Consider the following 22,911-nt stretch of genomic DNA (forward strand, 5'->3'; position numbering starts at 1 on the left):
ACCCATATAAATGAATTATCGAGAAATTTATAATTTAATGTTAACATTGCCTTTTAATTTTTCTTTGAGATCACTGATATAGGAGCTACTTATTGGAATTATATGATCAGCGATTAAAACAAGATGTCTTTCGACTTTTTCAACCAGCTTTAGATTGATGATATATGACCTGTGTACTTGTAAGAACTGATGTGTTGGCAATAATTCTAGCGCTTCTTTTACGGTCATACGAACTAAAATACTTTTACCTCTTAAGATGTATTTTATATAATTGCCTGTTGCTTCTACGAATAAAATTTGATCAAAATCAATCCGCACCATATTAATTCCATCTTTAACAAAGATATGATTTACAGTAGAAACTGGTTGTTTTTGTTCGTTTGCTTTATTACAGGCTTTTAAAAATCTGGGAAATGAAAATGGTTTTAGTAAATAGTCAATTGCTTCTAGTTCAAACCCTGTTACGGCATGTTCTGAGTACGCTGTTGTGAATATTAACATCGGTTTTTTACTTAGGCTATTGAAAAAATCGATGCCTGAAATATCAGGCATCTTTACATCGAGAAACAAAAGATCAATTTGTTTTCTCCTCAAGTATTCTAAAGCATCAAATGCATTTGAAAATTTTGCTTCCAAAGTAATATAAGGGACTTTCTGTGCATAGCGATCGACAATATCCAATGCAATTGGTTCGTCATCTATTGCAATAGCTGTTATCATATTTATATTATAATCGATTTAAAGTTAATATACATAAAAAGACCTTAGGAATAAGCGTGCGTACTACTTTTTCCAATTTTCAAAGTCAGAAATGTGAAAAATTCAATTGGAGTTTCTTCAATATGCAATTCATAGTTGCCTTGGTATAGTAAATTTAATCGATGTTTGACATTATCTAAGCCTAACCCAGATTTGTTGCTTTCGGGATCGCGTTCGTTCAATCTATGAATGCTGTTGTAAACACTCAGTTTTAATACGTCTTTGTGTATATTTAAATGAATACGGATCCATGACGGCTTGTTAAGACTTATACCATGCTTAAAAGCATTCTCTATAAATGGAATTAAGAGCATAGGGGCAATAGCATGCGATTCGAGTACTTCAGGAATCTCATAAGTAATCTTAATCATTTCCACTGGCGCGGTTCTTAATGTTTGTAGATCGATGTATTCTTTTAGATATTCTATTTCTCTAGCCAATAGTATCGAATCTTGTTGATTTTCGTGTAACATAAAGCGCATCATATCTCCTAATTTTTGTATGCCTTCAGCAGTCCGCTCTGCATTTTCCTGAAGGGCAATCCCATATATCGTATTCATTACATTAAAAAGGAAATGGGGATTAATCTGAGCTTGTAAAAGTTTAAGATCTGATTCAGTCTGCCCAAGTTCATTACGAAGATTAACAAGTTGTCTAGATTGCTTACGCTGATTGAAATATAGGATGTAGGTCAATGGAATGATCATAATACTTATTAATACACCTGTGAGAATAATCTCATTGTGCAATCTCGCTCCTGAAGCTATCTTGATTATGGAGGCAAAAGGGATATAGGTTAAAATAGCGCTGATGATGGTAAATATGGTATACAGTGCGCGGTTTAATTTGCCGGATTCTAAATGTTCTAGTAGCAAATATTGCTGTAGAGCATATAGGCAGTATCCATAAGGAATTGCTAAAGTCAGATAAGCTAAATAACTGGAAAGGCCAAAAGATATAAAGGTTAGTAGAGCTCCTGAGATAACTACTATAAATGCCTCTTTTGCTATTTTTCTAATAAGAGTTTCTTTTTTATGAGAGAAGTAATAAAACCAAGTTTTTATACCTTCATAGGCAAATAAAGTTATGAAAGTAAACAATGAAATAGGAAAAGAAGGTGAATCAAAAAAATTATCTTTCCATGAATTATGGTTGATGTTAATATTGGAATAGCACCATGTAAGTGTGGACCATGACAGTATGAAAAGTAGTATTGTAGCACCAATTCCCCAATCTGTTTTACCTCTACCAAACAGGTAGGGCCGTAGATAACAAATAAAGATATTGTGGTCAAAAAGATGGTAAGACCGATGATTTGATAGACCATTGCATGGCTTTGTTCGTTAGCGGTTCGTGTATATATCAAGAGCATTAAAAATAGATATATACTTGTTAGTATGATAAATTCAATTCTTCGCAGATTCATTTTTTTTTGATTTTAAGGTTATTTATTTTGCCACTTCGTGATTATATCTTCAACACCAAGTTGAATAGCTTCTAGCTTGCCATCTGAATTAAAGATATAAACAGTTGGAATTGCCTGGCTTCCCATTGCTATTTTAAATTTGCTATAATAACCAGTCAGGTCACTGGTATATGCCAAATGATCGTTAAATTTAGCATTAATGTTTTTCAATGTATTTATATTTTCTGTATTGTAAAATAGATAAATCTTAGCCCGGCTAGAGAATTGTGCATCTTTAGCCAGTTTGTTCAATTCAGATCTATTGGATTCTCCCATGCAGTCACTCATTCCTGATCCATTATAGATAATGATATTTGTGATATTCTTTTGTAATCTTATAGGTAAATTTGCCGTATCGACTATCATCAGATGCTCTGGCCATAAATCTCCGATTTTTATCTGATCAATTTTAAGATGGTCTTGAATTGCTTTAAATGCTGAAGTTTTTCTTACTCTTAAGGAGGTGCTTTCTAAAACATTTTTGAGTTCAGTTTTTGTAAACTGTGCTCGGGTCATAAATATACGTTCTATTCCACCAATACTATTCTTGAACGAAATCGCTAATTCTTTGTTTTTACGATTTGTTTCATCTAGATTAGCAATAAGGTCTACTTTTCTTTTTTGTCTATCAGCAATATTTCTAACAATACTATCCATACGTTTTTCATATTCATTCCATAAGATACTATCCTTTTTTACGTAATCACGATCTAGATTCTTATGATTTTGCGCAGTCGCATGAAGATGATTTAGGATAATTACATATACGAGAAATACCATTATTAATTTCGTTTTCATATATTCTTTTATTAATTGACAATACAAGAATATCAACCTTTTATCAGTTGTCAAATTATATGTGACGAATGGGTTTATTTATGGGATAGATTCGATTCTGATCTTCATTTGTTGAACAATATATCTATGTAAAACAACTTTGTTATTTAAGTGTTTAGTCATAAACAACTGATCTGCAATGGTTAGTGTTTGTGTGTTAAATAAATTAAGTTGAACCGCCTAAAGATCACGTTATGCAGTTTGCTACTCTGACCAGATCCATCCTGTTAGACCTGCAGTCTAAAGGGTACAATATTTTAACATCTAAGAACAGGATTGATGATGAGAATCCTACTTGGTATCCGATTAGTGTACCCAATGTATGGGATTACCTGCTGCAACTAGATGGTAAAACAAAGGTATTGAGTTTTCAGGAACCGGCTGTGCTTGTTATTGAGGACGCTTTATTAAATGTGGAAGATGAACAGCTTGATGGGGAAGTATTTATTGAAGATGATCATTACTTAAGACTTAATCAACGGCTTCACATCTATAATCAATATTATCAATTTGTAGCCAATCCGGAAGTCTATGATTTTTCATTCGACCCGCAAAGATTGATTATCCGCAATTATGCCCTACATACTGGGGATCATAGCATGTATCTGGATTACCTTCAATTACATTACCCAGAACATGCTGCTGTAGGAATGAAAGATTTAGAGTCTTTGACCCGATCTTTAATCTGTCTTGATGCTACTCAAGCACATAAGTGGTTTATGATGCACAATGTCGCAGTCGTAGAATCTGATATTTGGGTCTGTGATGAAGATGCTATTTTAAAAGTATTGGCTGTTCGGGGAGATGATCATACCTGGCATATTTCTGGTGATACTGACGAATTAATCTACAATCTTATTGCGCCACAAGATGTCTTGCCTATGCATGATCTGTTTTGGATTGATACAAGGGTAAGATAGGGGATATTATGCTATCAAAAAAAAAGGATCGATTGTGTGTCGATCCTTTTTTTTTGATATGCTATAGTTATTTATTCAATTCCTCCACCCAATGCACGATAAAGATCTGTTGAAGCATCAAATTGTTCTTTTTGAATCGAAATGGCCTCTAGATCATTTTGAAGGGAGTTATTCTGTGCAGTGATAACTTCAAGATATGTCGCCATTCCACTTCTATACAGCAACATTGCATCACTAACAGCCTTTTGCAATGCCGTTTTTTTCTGTTCTATCAGTGTAATGCGTTGACTTGCGTACTCTCTTTTTGCTAAAGCATCAGATACCTCACTCACCGCAGTCATGACTGCCAGACGAAATTGTTCGGCAGATTTTTCCTGTTCGATTTTTGCTATTTCATAAGCTGTTTTTAACTTCTTATTTTGAAAAATAGGTTGGGTAATGTTACCAGCAATATTCTTTACTAATGAACCCGGTAAATCAAACCAATTTTCAAATTGGAATGAATTTGTTCCAATAGAAGGAGTTAATCTCAAAGAAGGATACATCTGAGCCTTTGCAAGACCAGTACCTGCGTTAGCAACTACCACAGCATATTCTGCAGCTCTAACATCAGGACGTCTACTGAGCATATCGGCAGGAACACCTATTGGAAAGCTTTCCACAAAGGGTGTCGTATCCATTGTATTTGCTCGTGATATGCTATCTGGAAAAGACCCACAAAGAATACTCAGTACATTCTCTTGTAGTGCGATGTTTTGCTTAGCAAGGGGTACCAATAATTCAGCAGTTTTCTTCTGGGCTTCAGCTTGATCCACCGCCAGTGAATTGGTTTGCGCAGACTCGAACTGAAGTTTTATGATGTGCAAAGTCGTATCGCTCAAAGCAATGTTTCGCGAAGCAACTTTAAGTTGCTCATCCAAAGTAATCAAATTGTAATAAGCCTGTGCGACTTGACTTACAATACGTGTTCGCAATGCTGATAAATTTTCACGTTGCATGAAGAAGCTTGCTCTTGCAGATTCTTTTTGCAACGCAACTTTCCCCCATATATCCGCTTCCCACGAAATATTAAGAGAAGCAGAATAATCGTCCATGTGTTGATTTCCTGTAAACTGCTCACTCAAAGAACCGTTCAAAGAGCTTTTTGATAAATAGTTCCTTGCCGCAGATATCGAAAGATCAGCTGTAGGAAGAAGTCCCAGTTTTGCCTGTTTATAGGAAAGATCCAGTTGACGAAGACTCATCATAGCGATCGATATATCCTTGTTCTTATCAAGTGCCTTATCGATCAAAGCCGTCAAATGAGTATCTTTAAAGAAGGTTTTATAGGGCAGACTAATGGTATCACCTGTCACCGCAATCGTATTCCTATAATGTTGTGGGGTCTCCAACTCTGGACGACTATACTTTTTGTTTACAGAGCAGGATGACAATAAAGTTGCCATTCCAACACCGTAAATTATATTATTTATAGATAATGCCATTATTCAACGCTTTGAATTTTTTGATTTTTATTTTTACCCGATACCTTTTCCTGCAGATATTGAAAGAGAATATAAAGGATCGGTATGACAAATACACCCAATATGACGCCTGAAAGCATCCCTATTGCAGCACCTGTACTGATCGATCTATTACCCATTGCAGATCCACCCGTAGCAAACATTAATGGAATCATACCAGCAATAAAAGCTAGAGATGTCATGATGATAGGACGTAATCTTGATTTTGCACCCTCAATAGCAGACTCTACAATAGAATAACCTGCAGCTCGACGTTGTACGGCAAATTCGATGATTAAGATTGCATTTTTAGCTAATAGCCCCACAAGCATAATTAATCCTACTTGTACATAAATATTATTATCCAATCCTATAGCTTTAATTGAAGCAAATGCACCAATAATACCTGTTGGAATAGATAGCAATACTGCTAGTGGTAAAAGGTAACTTTCATACTGCGCCGCTAATAAAAAGTAAACGAATAGGAGACACAACGATAAAATAATTAACGTTTGATTTCCTGCTGACTTTTCTTCTAAACTTAAGCCAGTCCATTCGTAACCGTAGTCTGAAGGCAATTTGCTCAATACATTTTTTTCCAGATTATCCATGATTTCACCATTACTGGCGCCGGGTAGGGGCACTACACTAATGGTCAACGCATTAAATAAGTTGTATCTGCTTAAGGATTCAGGACCATATGCTTTATGTAGAGTAACAAGTGATTTCACAGGAACCATTTGATTTTGGTCATTACGGACAAATATTTCATTAAAGGAATTTTCGTCTGTTCTGAATATTCCATCAGCTTTCACATTGACACGGTAGAATTTACCAAATCGTGTAAAGTTCATGGACTGATCACCTGCGAAATAGGTCTGGATTACGTTCATCATATTACTAATTTCGACACCCATTTGTTGTGCTTTATCCTCATCGACCTCAAGTTCAAGTTGTGGGAAATCTGTACGGAATGTTGTGTAAGCAAATTGCACCCCTGGTTGTTGCATAATTTTCCCAATAACCTCATCGGACATCTTTTTCAGTTTTTCTGGCGATTTTCCACTTTTATCCTGTAATACGATTTCGGCACCGCTTGTAACCCCATATCCGTCTATTGGAGGGCTTCTAAAGGCCATTATAGTAGCTTCTTTAACCGTTGCAAACTTTGTTGTTAGATTTCCTAAAATCACGTCAATATCTTTCTCCGCACCACGATCTTTCTTATCTTTCAACTTGATAAAACCCATAGCATATGCTGGACTCGCACTATTTGATAAAATATTGAAGCCTGTAATAATGGTACTATTCTGTACAGACTCTTCTTTCTCTAACATATCATCTATACGTGAGGCAGCTGCAGTTGTCCGATCTAAGGCGGTACCCGGAGGCATACTTAAACTGAAGATGATAAATGAATCATCTTCCATCGGAACAAAGCTTTTTGGTGTACTGATCATCATCCAACCAGCTAGTGCAGTAATTAGAGCAACTAAACCTGCACCAATCCACTTTTTAACAATTAAGAACCGTAATCCTTTGATATATTTACCTGTTAAATTCTCAAATCCAGCATTAAATGCGGTAAAGAATCGTTTTCCAAATCCTTTCTTTTCCGTTTCTCCATGATGACCCTCGGCATGATTATTTTTCAATAATAAGGCACATAGGGCAGGAGTAAGGGTTAACGCATTGACCGCCGATATAATAATTGCAATCGCCAATGTATAGGCAAACTGCTTATAAAAAATACCTGCAGAACCTGTCATAAATCCGATCGGTATAAATACCGCAGACATGACTAAAGTAATCGATACAACTGCACCCGTGATCTCACCCATTGCACTATGGGTTGCCTCTTTTCCGGTCATGTTTGTGCCTTCCATTTTACTATGGACTGCCTCGACGACCACGATGGCATCATCGACGACAATACCGATTGCAAGTACAAGTGCAAAGAGTGTCAATACGTTTATTGTAAAACCAAAAGCAAGCAGAAAGAAAAATGTTCCTATGATCGCTACAGGTACAGCAATTGCAGGTATAATGGTCGATCTAAAGTCCTGTAAAAATAAGAATACGACGATAAATACCAGAATAAATGCTTCAATCAAAGTAGATTTCACCTGGCCTGTTGCTTCGTCCAAACGCTCTTTTGTACTCATCAGACTGGTGTAATCTACCCCTGGAGGAAAGTTTTTGGAAGCACTCTTTAATACATCGCGTACACCGATTTCGATATCATTTGCATTAGATCCCGTAGTTTGCAGAATTGCAACAGTAACGGAGTTTTTACCACTCATAGTTGTATTTCCACTATAACTAAGAGAACCAAATTCTATACGAGCTACATCTTTTAAGCGTACCAAAAGCTCACCATCACGTTTAACAACTATATTTTCATATTCATGAGGTTGGCTCTTTTTACCTTTATAACGCATTACGTACTCCAGTGCCGCATTCGATTCTTCACCCAATTTACCGGGTGCCACCTCTAAACTTTGAGTGCCGATGGCTCTACTTACATCTGCAGGCTCTAAACCATAAGATGCCATTTTCTGCGGATTGAGCCATACACGCATTGAATAGTCCTTTAAACCAAAAACTTGTGCCTGACCTACACCAGGTACACGTTTAATTTGTGGTATAACATTGATGTTGACATAGTTTTGAAGAAACAACTCATCATATTTTTCATTATCTTCCGTATACACGTTGAAGATCATGATCATACTGTTCTGTTGCTTTGAGGTCGTAAGCCCCATCCGGATTACTTCTTCTGGAAGTATCGGCGTTGCTTGTTGCACTCTGTTTTGTACGTTTACAGCAGCCTGGTCTGGATTGACACCTTGTTTGAAGATAATGGAAATGGAAAAAGAACCATCATTACTTGCAGTAGACTTGATATACTGCATGTTTTCCACACCATTGATCTGCTCTTCCAGTGGTGTTACCACTGAGCGGATCACGGCCTCACTGTTCCCACCAGGATAACTCCCCGAAACCATTACGGTAGGTGGAGATATATCTGGAAATCTTGTTACAGGAAGTCTTAATAATCCTATAACGCCCAATATTAAGAGCACAACCGAAATAACGGTGGCCATTACTGGTCTATCTATAATCTTTTTTAACATGTTGATACTCGTCTAAAAATTAATTTTTCAATGAGTCTTGACTAATTACTTTAGGCTGAACTGCAATACCTTCTGTTAATTGGTCAATACTATTTACGGCTATTTTATCGCCTGCTTTTACGCCTGATTTAATGATATAATCTGCACCAGTTCTACCATTTATTTCAATAGCTTTCATTGCTACTTTATTGCTGTCAGCGAGCACATAGACAAAAAATTTGTCTTGAATATCTTTCACTGCTGCCATAGGCAACTTGATTGCACTGTTCAGACTTTTAGTTAAAACCACGCGTGCAGCACCACCTGAGCGTAAAATCTTATCTGGATTTGAAAATATTGCTTTTAGTGATATCGTACCGGTGTTACGATCAATGTTACCGCTTGCTATTTCAACCTGACCTTTTTGATTATAGCGGTTACCGTCTGCCATGATAATTTCTACTGTATTCATTCCAGCATCAGTTTTTCGATCATTCATAAAAGCAATGAATTTTGCTTCATTAAGGTTGAAGTAGACAAATACCTGATCGATTTCAGATAGACTTGTCAATGGATTGACATCAGAAGGTGTGACCAAATTTCCGACCCTACTCGGAATACGGCCGATGTATCCACTTACTGGTGCTTTGATAATTGCGAAAGCGGCGTTTAACTGTGAAGAGCTCACTGCCGACTTAGCTTGTGCCACCTGAGCAGTTGCTGCATCATATTGCGCTTGAGCAGTTTTTAACTGTAGATCTGAAACAACCTTTCCCTGAACTAGCGGTCTTATTTTTTCTAATTCAATCTGTGCATTTGCCTGTGCAGCTAGTGCCGATTGTAACGAAGCTTTACTGTTGTTCACCTGTTCATTAAAAACATCACTTTTAATTTTAAAAAGTGATTGCCCTTTTTGTACATATTGTCCTTCCTTTACATATGTTACTTCGAGGTAACCAGAAACTTGTGCTCTAATATCGACATTGACTGTCCCCTCTATTGTACCGGGATAAGTTTCTACGATCGTAGTAGGAGATTCTTTTAATTCAATGAAATCAGCAGGAACAGCTTGTTGTTCATACGATCCATCTTGTTTTTGTCCCCCACATGAAATGAATAATAAACCGAAAGCAAATACGGCTATATATAGATTGAAATTGTTTCTTGCTTTGAATTCTTGCTTTACCATTTTTTTATGATTAAAATTTCAAATACAAATAACAGAAGATTAGATTGTTTAATAAAGAAATAATTGACTGAACTGGTAAAAATAGCTTCTGAAGCGAAATAGTTATCTACTGAATCATCACCATGTAAATTGATAAGTATAGTCGATCGTTTTTATTTTGATACGATAAAAGGATTCGCGTTATGACATGGTGGCACAATATGAAAAAGAGCAGTGTTAATATGATTTTACAAAAACTAATACGGATGAGTAGATTTTGTTAATCTGTTTTAAATCTGTCTCAGATTTAACAAAAAAACTTCAGGAACCATATCTTTGTAGATCAAGTTCCTGAAGTTAATTAAGCACCCTCTTAGGCTGGAGTTGGTTTTTTGTTTATTTATTTATTCTAATGAGACATTTTCATCTCCTTCTTGATATGGAGCATAAATTAGTAAGAAAGTCAGCATTTCATCTTTTGCTGTCATATTACCAGTTGAATATACTTGCTTGGGAGGGGAGTTTGGATTTTGCGGATTGTTTGCAGTATTGTCATAAGTACCAACAATATTAATAGTCGATCCAGCAGGTATCTTAACGAGCTTTTTCATACGATACATTTCCTGCCATTCAAAATTCCAATTTGGGATATGAATTAATGGAATGGTATCATTCTGTGCTGTAACAGCAAAAGCAAGAAAGTCTTTTCCAAGGTAATGCATATGCGGCCATACGTATAATAAAGATTGATCCTCAGGAGTTCTGATTTTTAATGAAAAAGTAGAAACTTGATTCGGAGGTATAACAAATCTGGGGTAGATATCCCTTTCTCCAATCCCACCAGAACCTAAGCTAATAATTCTAACCTGCCTTTTAGCTGGTTTTTTCTTAAAATATAGATTCACGCCTACTACAGACTGTTCGTCAGTGGCAGTAGCAGAATAGTGGACTGTAAAAACCACGACTCCTCTTTTTGGAAGTGTCCAGCCAAAATCTTGTGGATAATATTCAACAGAAGCACCAGGAACCCATCCGGTATAAAATATAGGATTAGTCTGATAGGGCTCATATTGCATAAGCTTTTTTAAGTCTGTTTCCTCAGCATTGTCAATATATGGATCTCCTGCCTTAAGATCCATTGATATATCAGGAATGGAAGTGAACATGTAATTTACGTGGTGGACAACCTTTTTGTTGTTACTATAAAATTCGACACCTTCAATGGTATTTTCCTCCAACATTTCAAACGGAACCCTAAACAGCACGAAGCGCTCTTTGTTATTCCCTTTTACAATAAACGGTTTGTCGATTTTTAAGGTTAAGTCCGGCTTACGGTCTGTTAATAATGGCGCAGATGCAGCGACTTGTCGTTTAACTTTGTTTTTTCCTTCAGGAGCTCCTGAGTCTATCCATTTAATTATCATTTCCTTTTCAGTTGATGATAATTGGCGGTTGTTTGCAAAGTCTTGATAATGCGGATTTGGCATCCAGGGTGGCATGAAGCTGGTTTGAATTACTTCTTTCACCATTTTAGATCGTTTCTTGAAGTCTTGGTAGGTTTCCAATGGAAAAGGAGCCTCACCATCGGTACTCTTGTGGCAGACGGCACACTTGCTTATTAAAATTTGTTTAACATCTTGATAGGTTTGAGCATGCGTTTGCTGTACTGTTAAAGTAGCAAGCAGTATTAGACCTAATAAATAAAGGAGAGTGGATTTCATTGTTCGATATAGCATCCTATTGGTTTAACATAACGAGTTTCTACCGCGGTGTTGTTCAGTAATCCCTCTATTGCATTTTCTAAATAATTAACTGTTGCCTGCTGTTTTGTTTTTCCTAGTTTTATAGCCCAATCATCTATCGCGCCATGATACACAATTTTTCCATATGAGTCGATGAGAAAAACTTCTGGTGTAACAGTCGCTTTTAAAGTCGTAATAAGTTTTAATTTTTCATCCTTGATTAAGGGGTAGTTGATCTTATATTTAATTTTAAAGTTTTCAAACTGACCTACACTTTCTTCAGATCCAGGAAATACACCAAAAAACTTGATTTTGTTTCCAAATTTAGTGAAGAGAGAAGCTATCGTCAATGTATACTTTTGGCTTAGTGGACATTCTGGAGCATAAAAAATATAAACGTGAGGTATAGCGCTTAAAGCGGTATATATGAACTGCTTATTGTCAATGGTTACGCCTGTTGGAATCGACTTGTAATCGATCTGACTTGGTTGTGCCTGGCTGTTTAGACATCCTAAAAGTAAAATAAGTGCTATGCCGATATTCTTCACTTTATTAGTTTTTAAATGGTCTTGTTTTCAAATTATGAATATAGACAAAATTGCTTATATCCAACGTAAATTTTAAATACATTGGATATAAGCAATTAGTCATTTACTTATTATTGTCTAGGTATTATTTCATATCCCACCACACTCTTCCAGTTATCTCATTAGGATTACGGAATTCAGGATCTTTCATCATTTCATCAATTGCATTGTTCACATTTTGTGCATTCAAATCCGTGACTGAAGGACGAGTAATTGAAAACCGTCGTGGCATCTCAAGAGTTACACCTGAACTGATAAATTCCTCTGATTTCATAATATTTCCTGTTAACGAAGGGTAACCAGTACGTTTAATAAGGGCCCATGCTTCGCTGTTATTTTTGAAATAATTGATGTACTGTTGTACGCAGATTTGTTCAAGGGCATTAGCTGGGGTAAATACGACACCCGGTTTTGCTTTATATGCAGTTATTTCTTCTGGAGTCAATGCTTGGTAACCCGTTATTTTTGCAATTGAGGCTGCTTTATCATGCTCAGCTAATGCTGCATCAATGCCTTTGTAGTACCAATTCTGTGCATCTGCTGGTGTGCCGTAAATACCACGTTGAGCAAGTTCAGCACGCATGAATAATACATCTGAAAGGTTAATCAGCGGATATGTCATATTTCCATTGTTTGGTGTGCTATTGAAATAGCTTGGACGGATAGATGACGGTAATCTAACCCCAGTTACGTCTATATTATTAAACTTATAGGATATAGCCGCAAAATATGGTGCCTTAGTTGCGTCCTGTGAGGCGTCCGGACTAACATACTGTCCACGGTAAAGCTGACCATCCCAAGCAAAAGAAGCTGGAATTTTTCCCTGTTCCTGTGCCGCCTCAAAACGTTCTTTTGTAAAGTGTGATGGTTCATAGTAAATCCTTATGCGTGGATCACTTGTTTTCCACATAAAATCGACCATATTTTTCGATCCTGACACAGGACGTTGATTAGCTGGATTGTCATCACCTCCGGTACGTCCGTTTCCTGCAATGAACCTCCATGATTCAGCATCACTGCTAATAACACCAACATTATCTCCTAATACCTCTGCTGCAATGGTGCGTAATTTGGTCGGATTTCGTTTCATTAAACGCATCGCCATTTTGAGACGTAAGCTGTTTGCTGCTTTAATCCATTTGGTAGCATCACCGTCATAATAGATGTCGTAACCAGTAAGAGGGGTTTGGGTAACAGTTGTTGGAGCTTTAAGTCTTTCAACTGCAGATTTTAGCTGTTGATCCAAGATATCATACAGTTGTTCTTGTGTATCATATTTAGGTGTCAGTAAAGGTGGTGTTGTGTAACGCGCCCTAAATGCTTCTGAATAGGCCATGCTCCCATAGACATCTGAAGTATACCATGCAAAGTATGCCAATGGAATATCCGCAATGGCATTAAGATGTACATAAGATGCTTGCTTTTCAGCAGGTAATTTTTTAATAATTTCCTTAATGTCTACAAGACGATTCCCTACACCGTTATAAAACATGCCCCATCGAGCACCAATATTACCCGAGGCTTGATAGGAGCCCTCTGCATTTCCAGATCCAATAGAAAAGGTTTGTGACCAGTAGTAGATACCTAGATAAAGGTCATAATAACGTTCATTTCCATGGATAGCCAAGAGGCCAGTAGGTAATTCATATTCCGGGGGTATAGTTAATATTGCATCAGGGTCTGTGTTTAAATCAGCAAATTTATCCCTGCTGCAGCCAGCTGATAGTACAAAGACTAAAAGAATGGCCCATATATTGATTTTATTTTTCATTTCTGTAAATTTTAATTCAAAGATCATCCTATTAGAAACTTCCGTTTATACTAAAGCCGAAACGACGAACATATGGCATTGCCGAGCCTTCATTCATAGCACCCGACCCGCTGTCACTGACGCTATATGGATTAAAATTATCTGGTGCGCTGTTGTACAAGAAGAAAAGATCATTTGCATAAACACCAACACGCAACCCATTCATTTTTAGTTTTTTTGCGACAGTAGCTGGCAAATCATAATTTAAACCAACTTGCTGTACCGAAACCCATGAAGATGTATACATAGAACGTTCACGAATACCTCGGAACCAGGAATGTGAATTAGCATAATAAGCTAAGGCACTCGCAGGACGCACATAACCCGCATCAATAGCTTCTTGATGAGACATTCCAGATAGATCTACGGTTTTGCCTCCGACAGTTATAGCACTACCTTGTTTATAGACCCCATCGTAAACAATCCCATCTGTTCTTTGAACTCCAGCTGCTGTCGTATAAGGTACACCACCAAATTCAGCTGAACGTCCAGGAAGCGTACTTTCTAATGTTCCTAACCATGAACCTAAGTCTTTGGTCGAGGAATAGACCATGCCGCCAAATTTAGCATCTAAAGCGACAACCAATTGTACTGTTTTGTAATTGAAAGTATTGCGCCAGTTACCTAAAAATTTTGGAAGGATAGAACCTAATACAGGAGACTTATCTAGGCCTTCAGTATAGTTAGCGGCGCGTTCATATAATGTTGAAGCGCCACTTATTAGCAATACCTTCTGACCATTGAGTGGACTTTCAATAGGGTTTCGAGTACCGTCGACTGCTTGGTATCTTGCATATCCATAAGGAGCGATTACAGTTCCGTAATCACCACCTACTTTTGCAATAGCTTGATAGCCATCGCCTCCGCCGACTCCTAAGTATTCTAGCCCAAATGGCAGAGATAAAATAGTATTTCGATTTCGCGTATAGTTAAAACGAGTGTCCCATGAAAAGTTCTCTGTTTTGATAGGTGTGCCGTACAGAGATAATTCAATTCCTCGGTTTCGGATTACCCCACCATTGAGAAGAGCTGCGGTAACACCCGATGTTATTGGTGTTCCAAATGGAATAATTTGGTTTTTAGAGTCCTGAGAGTAGAAAGATATATCAGTACCTAAGCGATTATTCAGCATTCGGACTTCTAACCCAGCTTCATATTTTGCTGTTCGTTCCGGAATTAAGAATTGATTAGGAAGAGTGTTACTTGAATAGGCATAGTTAAGTACGGAAAGTCCTGCATAAGATAAATATGGACTTCCTCCAGAATATGCACCTGTATTTGTCGTGTAAGCATTTGTACCATTTCCAGCTTCCACATAAGAAATCCTTAGAGCCCCATAGCTAAATAAAGGTGAAAGTTTCTCCTTAAAGGTTTCGTTAAATTTCCAAATCGCGTCTACTCCTGGATAAAAATAAGAGTAGGTTCCATGCCCGTCATTATAAACTAGTGACGAGTTCCAGTCATTACGGCCATAAACGTTTAATGTCAGTTCATCGCGGTAATCGATGGAAGCTTGGTAAAATAATGAGCCTAAATTTCTTTTTTGGGGTTTATATTCACCTCCTTTGATAGGATTTCGTGAATTGCTAAGGCGATATATATCAGGATAAATTGCGCCATCGGTATTCGCAAATTGACCTTTGGATGTGAAACTGTAATATTCACCTCCCCCTAACACCATAAGATTAAAATCATTGAATTTTTTCGTGTAGTTCAATGTACCTCTAAACTGCGAAGTAAAGCGATTACTTGTGTTAGTCGCGTAGTAAGGGTTTGCATACGCGGAGTCACGTCCTCGAGTCTTATTTTCAAAGTTGCTACCGATGTAATTGATGTTAGCAAATCCTTGAAACTTCCAATTATCAGTAAAAGGAATCTGTACATCAACTACTCCTCTGAAATTATCGTCTTCAGAAACCCGATTGTTTTCGTATAAATTATATAAAACACTCGTGAATCCGGTTTGATCTGCCTCATTCCAACCACCGATTGGTGCAATATAATTGTTCTTCCAATATTTGGTGTCATAATATCGAGGTATACCAGAAGCAAAGTTCATTAAGATACTGCCTGCATCTGTATTTCCAGAGAGTAATGCGTTTCCTCCGCCTACGTCGGCAGGGTTTTTAGCTTTACTTTTGACATAACTTACATTTGCATCCACAATTATTTTACCTAAAACACGTTGCGTACCGCGAAAGTTTACACTATTTCTCTTGAAATCATTATTTGGGGTAATCCCTTTTGAAGAGTTATTCGAATAAGATAATCGGAAAGAGCCTTGGGGATTCCCGCCAGTTATGCTTACTGAAGTATTAGTGCTTGGTGCTACACGGTAAGCATCAAGCATGTTGTTTGGATTTGCTGAGAAAACAATTTCGCGACCATCATTGTCCAATACCGTTTGGCCTTGAAATCGTGGTCCAAAATTATATCCGGGAGCAGCAACCTGAAGCTTACCATCGGCTGTTTTTATAAAATCAAGATCACTACTGGTAGTTCCCGGACCAAAATGATTTTGAAAGTCTAGGGTTTTATACGCTTGATCCCATTGTGTATTTTGGGTAACGGATACACCTAATCCCTTTTGAGCAAATCCACTTTTAGTGGTGATTACAATAACACCATTTTGTGCACGGCTTCCATAAAGAGCTGTTACAGCCCCACCTCTTAGTACTGTAATGTTTTCGATATCATCTGGATTAAGATCTTTCAAGATATTGCCAAAATCCTGGTTACCGCCACGGTTTGGTAAAACCATATCTGTATCCATCAGAATATTGTCAATTACCACTAAAGGTTGATTATTGTATGGATCCAAAGAAGCACTACCACGTATACGGAAAACTGGTGTTGCTTGAGGACCACCAACGCCTGGTTGCACTTGAAGTCCGGGTACCATGCCTTGCAGTGCCGCAATTGGATTAATTGCGCCAGTTCGACGGATATCGTCTCCAGAAATTGTTGTGACGGCAGATCCGATCTGACTTCTCTTGCGTTGTGTGAAACCGGTTACAATGACTTCTTCTAAGGAACCCTCTTCAGGTTTAATAGTCATGTTGATGATTTTACTATCGCCAACTGATACTTCTTGTGCGACGTAACCAATAATGGTAAAACGTAGTGTTTCGCCTTTTTGAGCTTGGATGGTATAGCTACCATCTTCTTTTGACTGGGTGGCTCGCGAAGTACCTTTCACGGTAATGGTTACTCCTGAAACTGGTCCAGTGGCACTCGTCACTTTCCCAGTGAGAGCTTGTTGTGCTTGCAGATTGGATATCGAAATGAGGGATACCGAAACCGCCATACAACAGGAGGTGTAGAGTTTTTTCATGTTACTGTAGGTTAAAAAATAGGGGTTAGTAATTTTTGATAAAATAACATAAAAATGTTACAAGTTGCAAATCTTTTTAAAAAAAAAATTAAAGTTTCTTGAAGAAATAAAACATTATTAATAAATCAATAAAAGTAACTATTGAGATGGATCATATCTATTTTTAAAATACAACATGTTGATTATGTAGTGTTTATTGAGAATTATTCAATGTGATAATTAGAATGATTCAATTATTTTTTAACTGAAATTTATTTTTAAAAACAATAAACTACTGCTGTTTTTTCAATATTCAATGAAATTGTTCTAATTAATGACATATATGAAATTGTAATCTATAGAACAAGTATATATCCGAGGGGTATAAATTTTATCTTTAAAGAGAAAATTAAAAAGTGTCTAAAATTACTCTTAAATTTTTAAAAACTATCCATTATTGGAATTGTTGGATGATGTTTATATGGAGACATTTCTTAATAAAATATATCGTGGAATAACTATAAGAATGAATGTTTATATTTTATATCTTTGTTATGCTTTAGGGGTATTCTAAAAAAGAATTGAGAGAGTCCCTTTGAACCTGATACGGCTAATACCGACGTAGGGAAAAGCAATGCAGTACACTTGTGCTGTTTTGTAGGTGGTTTTTCTCCTAAGGCATTCAATCTTTTATAAAATGAAATGAATATGGAGAAAACACTTTGGAAGCATATCCAACAAGTAAGAGCGCAATCGCCACTCGTACATAACATTACTAATTTTGTCGTCATGAATAATACTGCCAATGCCTTGTTGGCTGTTGGTGCTTCACCCATTATGGCGCATGCTAAATCTGAAGTAGTCGAGATGGTCACGATCAGCGATTCACTTGTTATTAACATAGGAACGTTAGACGAAGTGTGGTCTGAATCTATGTTATTGGCTGCAAATACTGCTTCTCAATTAGGAAAACCTTGGATTTTAGATCCTGTTGGAGCGGGGGCGACATCTTATCGCGATCATATTCTAAAAGAATTGCTTCGTGAAAAACCCACTGTCATAAGAGGTAATGCATCTGAAATTATCGCACTAAACAAATCTAATCTTATAAAGACGAAAGGGGTGGATAGTACTTCTCAAAGCGGTGAAGCAGTTTTAGCAGCATTGGATCTTCATCAACATTATGGTTCCGTTGTTTGTATTTCTGGCGAAACTGATATCGTGATTTCTGGGAGTCAGGAGATTCATCTAAAAAATGGACATCTTTTGATGACAAAAGTAACCGGTTTAGGCTGTTCTGCAACTGCGCTTATTGGCGCATTTATGGCTGTAATCACCAATAAAACAGAGGCTGTAACTGCTGCAATGGCTCTAATTGGAGTAGCGGGAGAATTAGCTGAGAAGGAAAGTAATGGGCCGGGTAGTTTGCAAGTTAAACTTCTTGATAAACTATATAATATCACTGAGGCTGAATTTAATAATACATTAAAATTTGGCATATTATGAATTTAGATACATCTTTTCCTTATCAGCTATACCTCGTAATTTCAGAGCAGGATTGCCGTGGGAAAAATTTCCTTCACGTAGCAGAGAAAGCAATTCTGGGTGGTGTCGATGTCATACAGCTTAGAGAAAAAAATCTAACATCTGACCTATACTTAGCTAAAGCTAAACAATTGAAAGAGATTACTGACAAATACACAATTCCGCTAATCATCAATGATAATCTTGAAGTGGCTCAAGAATTAAATGCGGCTGGTATTCACGTAGGTAATCGTGATATATCTCCTAGTAATATTAGGCAAGTCTGGAACAGTCCAAGACCTCTGGTCGGTTATTCGATTGAAAATCTTGAACAGTTAAAAAATCCGCAAATTCCATTATCCGATTACCTGGGTATCAGCCCTGTATTTAATACTGAAACGAAAAAAGACACTATCACAGAATGGGGTTTAAAGGGTATTGTAGAGATTCGTCAACGTACAGACAAACCGCTGGTTGCTATCGGCAATATTCACATACAAAATGCGCGTCGTGTTATACAAGCAGGTGCCGATTGTTTAGCTGTAGTATCTGCGATATGTGGAAGTGAAGATCCGGAAAAAGCAGCTTATGAACTTAAAAATGAAATTTTGAAATGAAAAAATACCGTTATCCAAGTACGCTGACGATCGCAGGTTTCGATGGCAGTGGGGGAGCCGGAATCCAAGCCGATATCAAAACTTTTTCAGCATTAGGATGCTATGCTACTTCCGTATTGACAGCACTGCCTGTACAAAATACGATGGGTGTGCGCAAGATTTATCCCATAGCGCTGGAAGCTGTAGCAGATCAGATTGAATCTATTATGGACGATGTCTTTCCTGATGCCATAAAGATAGGAATGGTGCATACACCACAATTGGTTATTACGATCGCACAGACGCTTCAGAAATATAAAAAAGTACCCCTTGTATTTGATCCTGTTATGGTTGCTACCAGTGGCCACAAACTTATTGAGGAAGAAACTATTACGGCAATGATCGACCTACTATTTCCTTTAGCAGATTTGATTACACCTAATATGGATGAAGCAGGTATACTGGCCAAGGTGACAGTAGAAACATTAGAAGATATGTACGCTGCAGGGGAAAGAATTCTTGCATTAGGTTGTGAGCGTGTCTTGGTAAAGGGTGGGCATCTGGAACAAGATACGCTTCAATCTATATTATTTGATAAGAATAGCCAACCGGAAATATTTAAAAGTAAAAAAATTAAAACGAAGAATACCCATGGTTCCGGTTGTACACTATCATCTGCAATAGCCGCTTATCTGGCACAGGGGAATACAATATCTGAAGCCGTTTCTTTAGCACAAAATTATGTTTTTAATGCAATAGAGCAAGGGTCAGATGTACAATTAGGGATGGGCAACGGTCCTTTAAATCATTTTTTTAATCCTCAAAAACAAATTAAATATGAATTGGTCTGAACAGGTTTGGAATAGTATTTCAGATGAATATCAGTGTATATTAGACATGCCTTTTATAAAGGAACTTACGACAGGAAATTTGCCGAAAGAAAAATTTCAATTTTACATGGCTCAAGATTCGCTTTATCTTGAACATTTTGGTCGAGCATTAGCCCTTATTGGTGCTCGGGCACATGATGTTCAAGATGCGCTATCCTATATGCGTTTTGGAGAAAATGCAATTGTTGTCGAAAATGCCTTGCACGACTCTTATTTTAAAGATTTTGGTGTTACCGAGAAAGGTGATATTCAGCCTGTTTGCCATCATTATGTGCATTACCTAAAAAGTACAGCAGCGCTAGATCCTATAGAGGTTGGGATGGCTGCAACTTTACCTTGTTTTTGGATATATAAAGAAGTGGGAGAATATATTGCTAGACAAGAAAAAATACTTGATAATCCGTACCAAAAATGGATTGATACATACGGAGGAGAAGATTTTGCTATTTCTGTACGGCAAGCAATTGCTATGTGCGATCAAGTAGCCGCAAATACGACTGATGCTATTCGTAGTAAGATGAGTGAAGCATTTGTTTTAGCATCTAGACTGGAGTATCAATTTTGGGAAGCCGCTTACGATCAAAAGGTCTGGAATTAACGTGTTGATAAAAATGAGCAAACGTTTGTTCTTGTTTAGCATTTGTATACATCTTAAAATTTAATTAGTTTGCTTCATGTTGTGAAAATATATTTTGTGATTACTTATTAAATTTTCTTGTTTAAAAAGTAATCACATCCTTATGGTAAATCTGAATTGAAAAAATAAGTTATATAAATATGAGCTTTAAGAATAAAACTTTAGCGTCAGCACTTCTTGTCGGAGCGCTATGGAGTGTACAAACGGCAAAGGCACAGACACCTGCCTTTGAAATGGTGAATTTTCAAGAAATGGCGGATCCAACGAAAGATGCATTGTCTGACTGGTCCACGGTTAAAAAGGGCTTACATAGTTCGTTTGTAACAATAGATAAGCGTTATCCTAAATCCCTGGTTCCTGATTTAGAGAAGAAGTCTAGCGATGCTATAGTCGGATGGCGTGGAGAAAGGGTTTCATCACAAGTGTTATTATGGACGAAAGAGGCTGCGCCGGATGTCAAGGTGACTATATCAGATTTCAAAGGTACAAAGGGGGCTAAAATGTCTTCAAATGTTGCTTCAGCACGTTTCGTTCGCTATGTAATGACTGATGAATTTGCTGCTGGCTGTGGATATCGGAAGAAAGAGGATTTTGCTTCTTCATTATCACCAGATATGTTAGATGATCTAACAGCATTCGATCTTGAAGCTAGCAAAGCACGTCCTGTTTGGCTGACGGTGAAGATCCCGAGTGATGCTACCCCTGGAGAATATCAAGCAAACGTGCGCATCGAGAGTAAAGGAAAGATTACTGACCAATTAACATTGAAAGTTACTGTTTTAGAAAATATATTGCCAAAGCCTAGTGAATGGGTCTTCCATCTGGATCAATGGCAACATCCGTCGGCTGTAGCACGTGTGCATGGATTAGAAATGTGGAGTGATGCCCATTTTGAAGCGATGAAACCAGTTATGAAAATGTTAGCCGATGCAGGACAGAAAGTGATCACTGCAACCATGAATAAAGATCCATGGAATGTACAGACTTATGATCCATATGCTGACATGATTGTTTGGAACAAAAATGCAGACGGTACTTGGGCTTACGATTATAAAGTATTTGACCGTTGGGTTCAGTTTATGATGGACTTAGGCATTAAAAAGATGATTAATATCTATTCGATTGTTCCATGGAATAATGAAATACATTATCGCGATGTAGCAAAAAATGAAGTTGTCAATGTTGTTGCAAAACCAGGAACACCTGCATTTGAGGAATTATGGACCCCTTTCTTAAAAGACCTTGTAAAACATTTGGATTCAAAAGGTTGGTTGGGAATTACAAATATCGCCATGGACGAACGTACAAAAGAAGAAGTAGATGGTGCTTTGTCTCTTTTAAAAAAGGTGGCACCAATTTTAGGTGTTTCTTATGCGGATAATCAGAAAACCTATCAGCGCTATCCTGACAGTAAAGATATTAGTATTGCCGCAAATCATCCCTTTTCTCATGAAGATCTGCTCGATCGTAAAAAAAGAGGTTTGATCACTACTTTTTATGTGTACTGTGGGAATAATTTTCCAAATCAATTTACGTTTTCAGATCCTGCAGAGTCTGCTTACATGGGATGGTATGCTGAAGCTGCTGATTTTGATGGATTATTGCATTGGGCATTCAACTCATGGGTAGAAAACCCGATTTTAGATTCCCGATTCCGTACCTGGCCAGCAGGTGATACCTATATTGTGTATCCAAATGGGCGAAGCTCGATCCGTTATGAAAGAACACTCGAAGGTGTTCAGGATTATGAAAAAGTGCAAATCGTCAAGAAAGCGCTTAAGGAGAAGGGATTGACTGAGGATTTGAAGCGTTTCGAAGCTGCGATCCAGAAGTTAAATAGTGCAGAAAGAACTAAAGTTTGGAATTCAAATCTAAACGAAGCTAAGGCCCTATTGAATGAGCTATCGATTAAGATAACGAACTAATTGTAAATTCATATTAGCACTTGTTTTTGCGACTGCTATAATCATTATTTGTAACCCTCCGGAATAAAAGTTTCGGAGGGTTTTTTTTTATTTTTATAATTTCTAGAACTTGGAGATAGT

Annotated in this window: 16 protein-coding genes and 1 riboswitch; of the genes, 6 read left to right on the forward strand and 10 right to left on the reverse strand. The window is 37.3% G+C overall.

Going from position 1 to position 22,911, the window contains the following annotated elements:
* Nucleotides 1-27 precede the first annotated feature (27 nt).
* The 3 genes from ACFS6I_RS06290 to ACFS6I_RS06300 all read right to left on the reverse strand — a co-directional run bounded on the left by ACFS6I_RS06290 (nt 28) and on the right by ACFS6I_RS06300 (nt 3,022).
* The gene (locus tag ACFS6I_RS06290; RefSeq protein WP_132842400.1) at nt 28-720 is read right to left on the reverse strand and encodes a LytR/AlgR family response regulator transcription factor; all 693 of its coding nucleotides are present in this window, start codon (nt 718-720) and stop codon (nt 28-30) included.
* Nucleotides 721-764: 44 nt separating this feature from the next.
* On the reverse strand, nt 765-1,859 hold the full coding sequence (locus ACFS6I_RS06295; RefSeq protein ID WP_380918905.1) for a sensor histidine kinase: 1,095 nt from the start codon (nt 1,857-1,859) through the stop codon (nt 765-767).
* Between the two features lie 344 nt (nt 1,860-2,203).
* On the reverse strand, nt 2,204-3,022 hold the full coding sequence (locus ACFS6I_RS06300; protein ID WP_380918907.1) for a hypothetical protein: 819 nt from the start codon (nt 3,020-3,022) through the stop codon (nt 2,204-2,206).
* A gap of 233 nt (nt 3,023-3,255) precedes the next feature.
* Here ACFS6I_RS06300 and ACFS6I_RS06305 point away from each other — a divergent pair, with 233 nt between their 5' ends.
* A complete protein-coding gene (locus ACFS6I_RS06305; RefSeq protein WP_380918909.1) occupies nt 3,256-3,981 on the forward strand; it encodes a hypothetical protein in 726 nt (241 codons plus the stop codon).
* 71 nt (nt 3,982-4,052) lie between these two features.
* On the opposite strand, the gene ACFS6I_RS06310 is transcribed toward ACFS6I_RS06305, so the two are convergent.
* The 7 genes from ACFS6I_RS06310 to ACFS6I_RS06340 all read right to left on the reverse strand — a co-directional run bounded on the left by ACFS6I_RS06310 (nt 4,053) and on the right by ACFS6I_RS06340 (nt 17,240).
* On the reverse strand, nt 4,053-5,465 hold the full coding sequence (locus ACFS6I_RS06310) for an efflux transporter outer membrane subunit (protein WP_380918911.1): 1,413 nt from the start codon (nt 5,463-5,465) through the stop codon (nt 4,053-4,055).
* A complete protein-coding gene (locus ACFS6I_RS06315) occupies nt 5,465-8,620 on the reverse strand; it encodes an efflux RND transporter permease subunit (RefSeq protein WP_380918913.1) in 3,156 nt (1,051 codons plus the stop codon). Before ACFS6I_RS06315 ends, ACFS6I_RS06310 begins: the two co-directional genes overlap by 1 nt.
* 19 nt (nt 8,621-8,639) lie before the next feature.
* Entirely contained in the window at nt 8,640-9,788 is a 1,149-nt protein-coding gene (locus tag ACFS6I_RS06320; protein WP_380918915.1) for an efflux RND transporter periplasmic adaptor subunit, read from the reverse strand.
* 383 nt (nt 9,789-10,171) lie between these two features.
* Nucleotides 10,172-11,488 carry a cytochrome c gene (locus ACFS6I_RS06325; protein WP_380918917.1) on the reverse strand — a complete coding sequence of 439 codons (1,317 nt, stop codon included), beginning with the start codon at nt 11,486-11,488 and terminating at the stop codon, nt 10,172-10,174.
* Nucleotides 11,485-12,057 (reverse strand): redoxin domain-containing protein, encoded by a 573-nt coding sequence (locus ACFS6I_RS06330; RefSeq protein ID WP_380918919.1) that lies wholly within the window; start codon nt 12,055-12,057, stop codon nt 11,485-11,487. The genes ACFS6I_RS06325 and ACFS6I_RS06330 overlap by 4 nt, the downstream gene beginning before the upstream one ends.
* Before the next feature lie 124 nt (nt 12,058-12,181).
* On the reverse strand, nt 12,182-13,867 hold the full coding sequence (locus ACFS6I_RS06335) for a SusD/RagB family nutrient-binding outer membrane lipoprotein (RefSeq protein WP_380918921.1): 1,686 nt from the start codon (nt 13,865-13,867) through the stop codon (nt 12,182-12,184).
* Between the two features lie 31 nt (nt 13,868-13,898).
* Complete coding sequence (locus ACFS6I_RS06340; protein WP_380918923.1) at nt 13,899-17,240, reverse strand: SusC/RagA family TonB-linked outer membrane protein; 3,342 nt, start codon at nt 17,238-17,240, stop codon at nt 13,899-13,901.
* 530 nt (nt 17,241-17,770) lie between these two features.
* A riboswitch (TPP riboswitch) is annotated at nt 17,771-17,864 on the forward strand.
* 63 nt (nt 17,865-17,927) lie between these two features.
* Between ACFS6I_RS06340 and thiM the strand changes: the two genes are divergently transcribed.
* The 5 genes from thiM (at nt 17,928) to ACFS6I_RS06365 (ending at nt 22,791) form a co-directional block, all read left to right on the forward strand.
* Nucleotides 17,928-18,725, forward strand: coding sequence for a hydroxyethylthiazole kinase (gene thiM / locus ACFS6I_RS06345; RefSeq protein ID WP_380918925.1), 798 nt, complete (start codon nt 17,928-17,930; stop codon nt 18,723-18,725).
* Nucleotides 18,722-19,360 carry a thiamine phosphate synthase gene (gene thiE, locus ACFS6I_RS06350; protein WP_380918927.1) on the forward strand — a complete coding sequence of 213 codons (639 nt, stop codon included), beginning with the start codon at nt 18,722-18,724 and terminating at the stop codon, nt 19,358-19,360. Before thiM ends, thiE begins: the two co-directional genes overlap by 4 nt.
* Nucleotides 19,357-20,190: a bifunctional hydroxymethylpyrimidine kinase/phosphomethylpyrimidine kinase gene (gene thiD, locus ACFS6I_RS06355; protein ID WP_380918929.1), complete on the forward strand. Its 834-nt coding sequence runs from the start codon at nt 19,357-19,359 to the stop codon at nt 20,188-20,190. The genes thiE and thiD overlap by 4 nt, the downstream gene beginning before the upstream one ends.
* Nucleotides 20,177-20,827: a thiaminase II gene (gene tenA / locus ACFS6I_RS06360; RefSeq protein ID WP_380918931.1), complete on the forward strand. Its 651-nt coding sequence runs from the start codon at nt 20,177-20,179 to the stop codon at nt 20,825-20,827. Before thiD ends, tenA begins: the two co-directional genes overlap by 14 nt.
* A gap of 179 nt (nt 20,828-21,006) precedes the next feature.
* Nucleotides 21,007-22,791, forward strand: coding sequence for a DUF4091 domain-containing protein (locus tag ACFS6I_RS06365; RefSeq protein ID WP_380918933.1), 1,785 nt, complete (start codon nt 21,007-21,009; stop codon nt 22,789-22,791).
* The last annotated feature ends 120 nt before the right edge of the window (nt 22,792-22,911 follow it).

The sequence above is a fragment of the Sphingobacterium anhuiense genome (assembly GCF_042686355.1).
Classification (GTDB): Bacteria; Bacteroidota; Bacteroidia; order Sphingobacteriales; family Sphingobacteriaceae; genus Sphingobacterium; species Sphingobacterium anhuiense.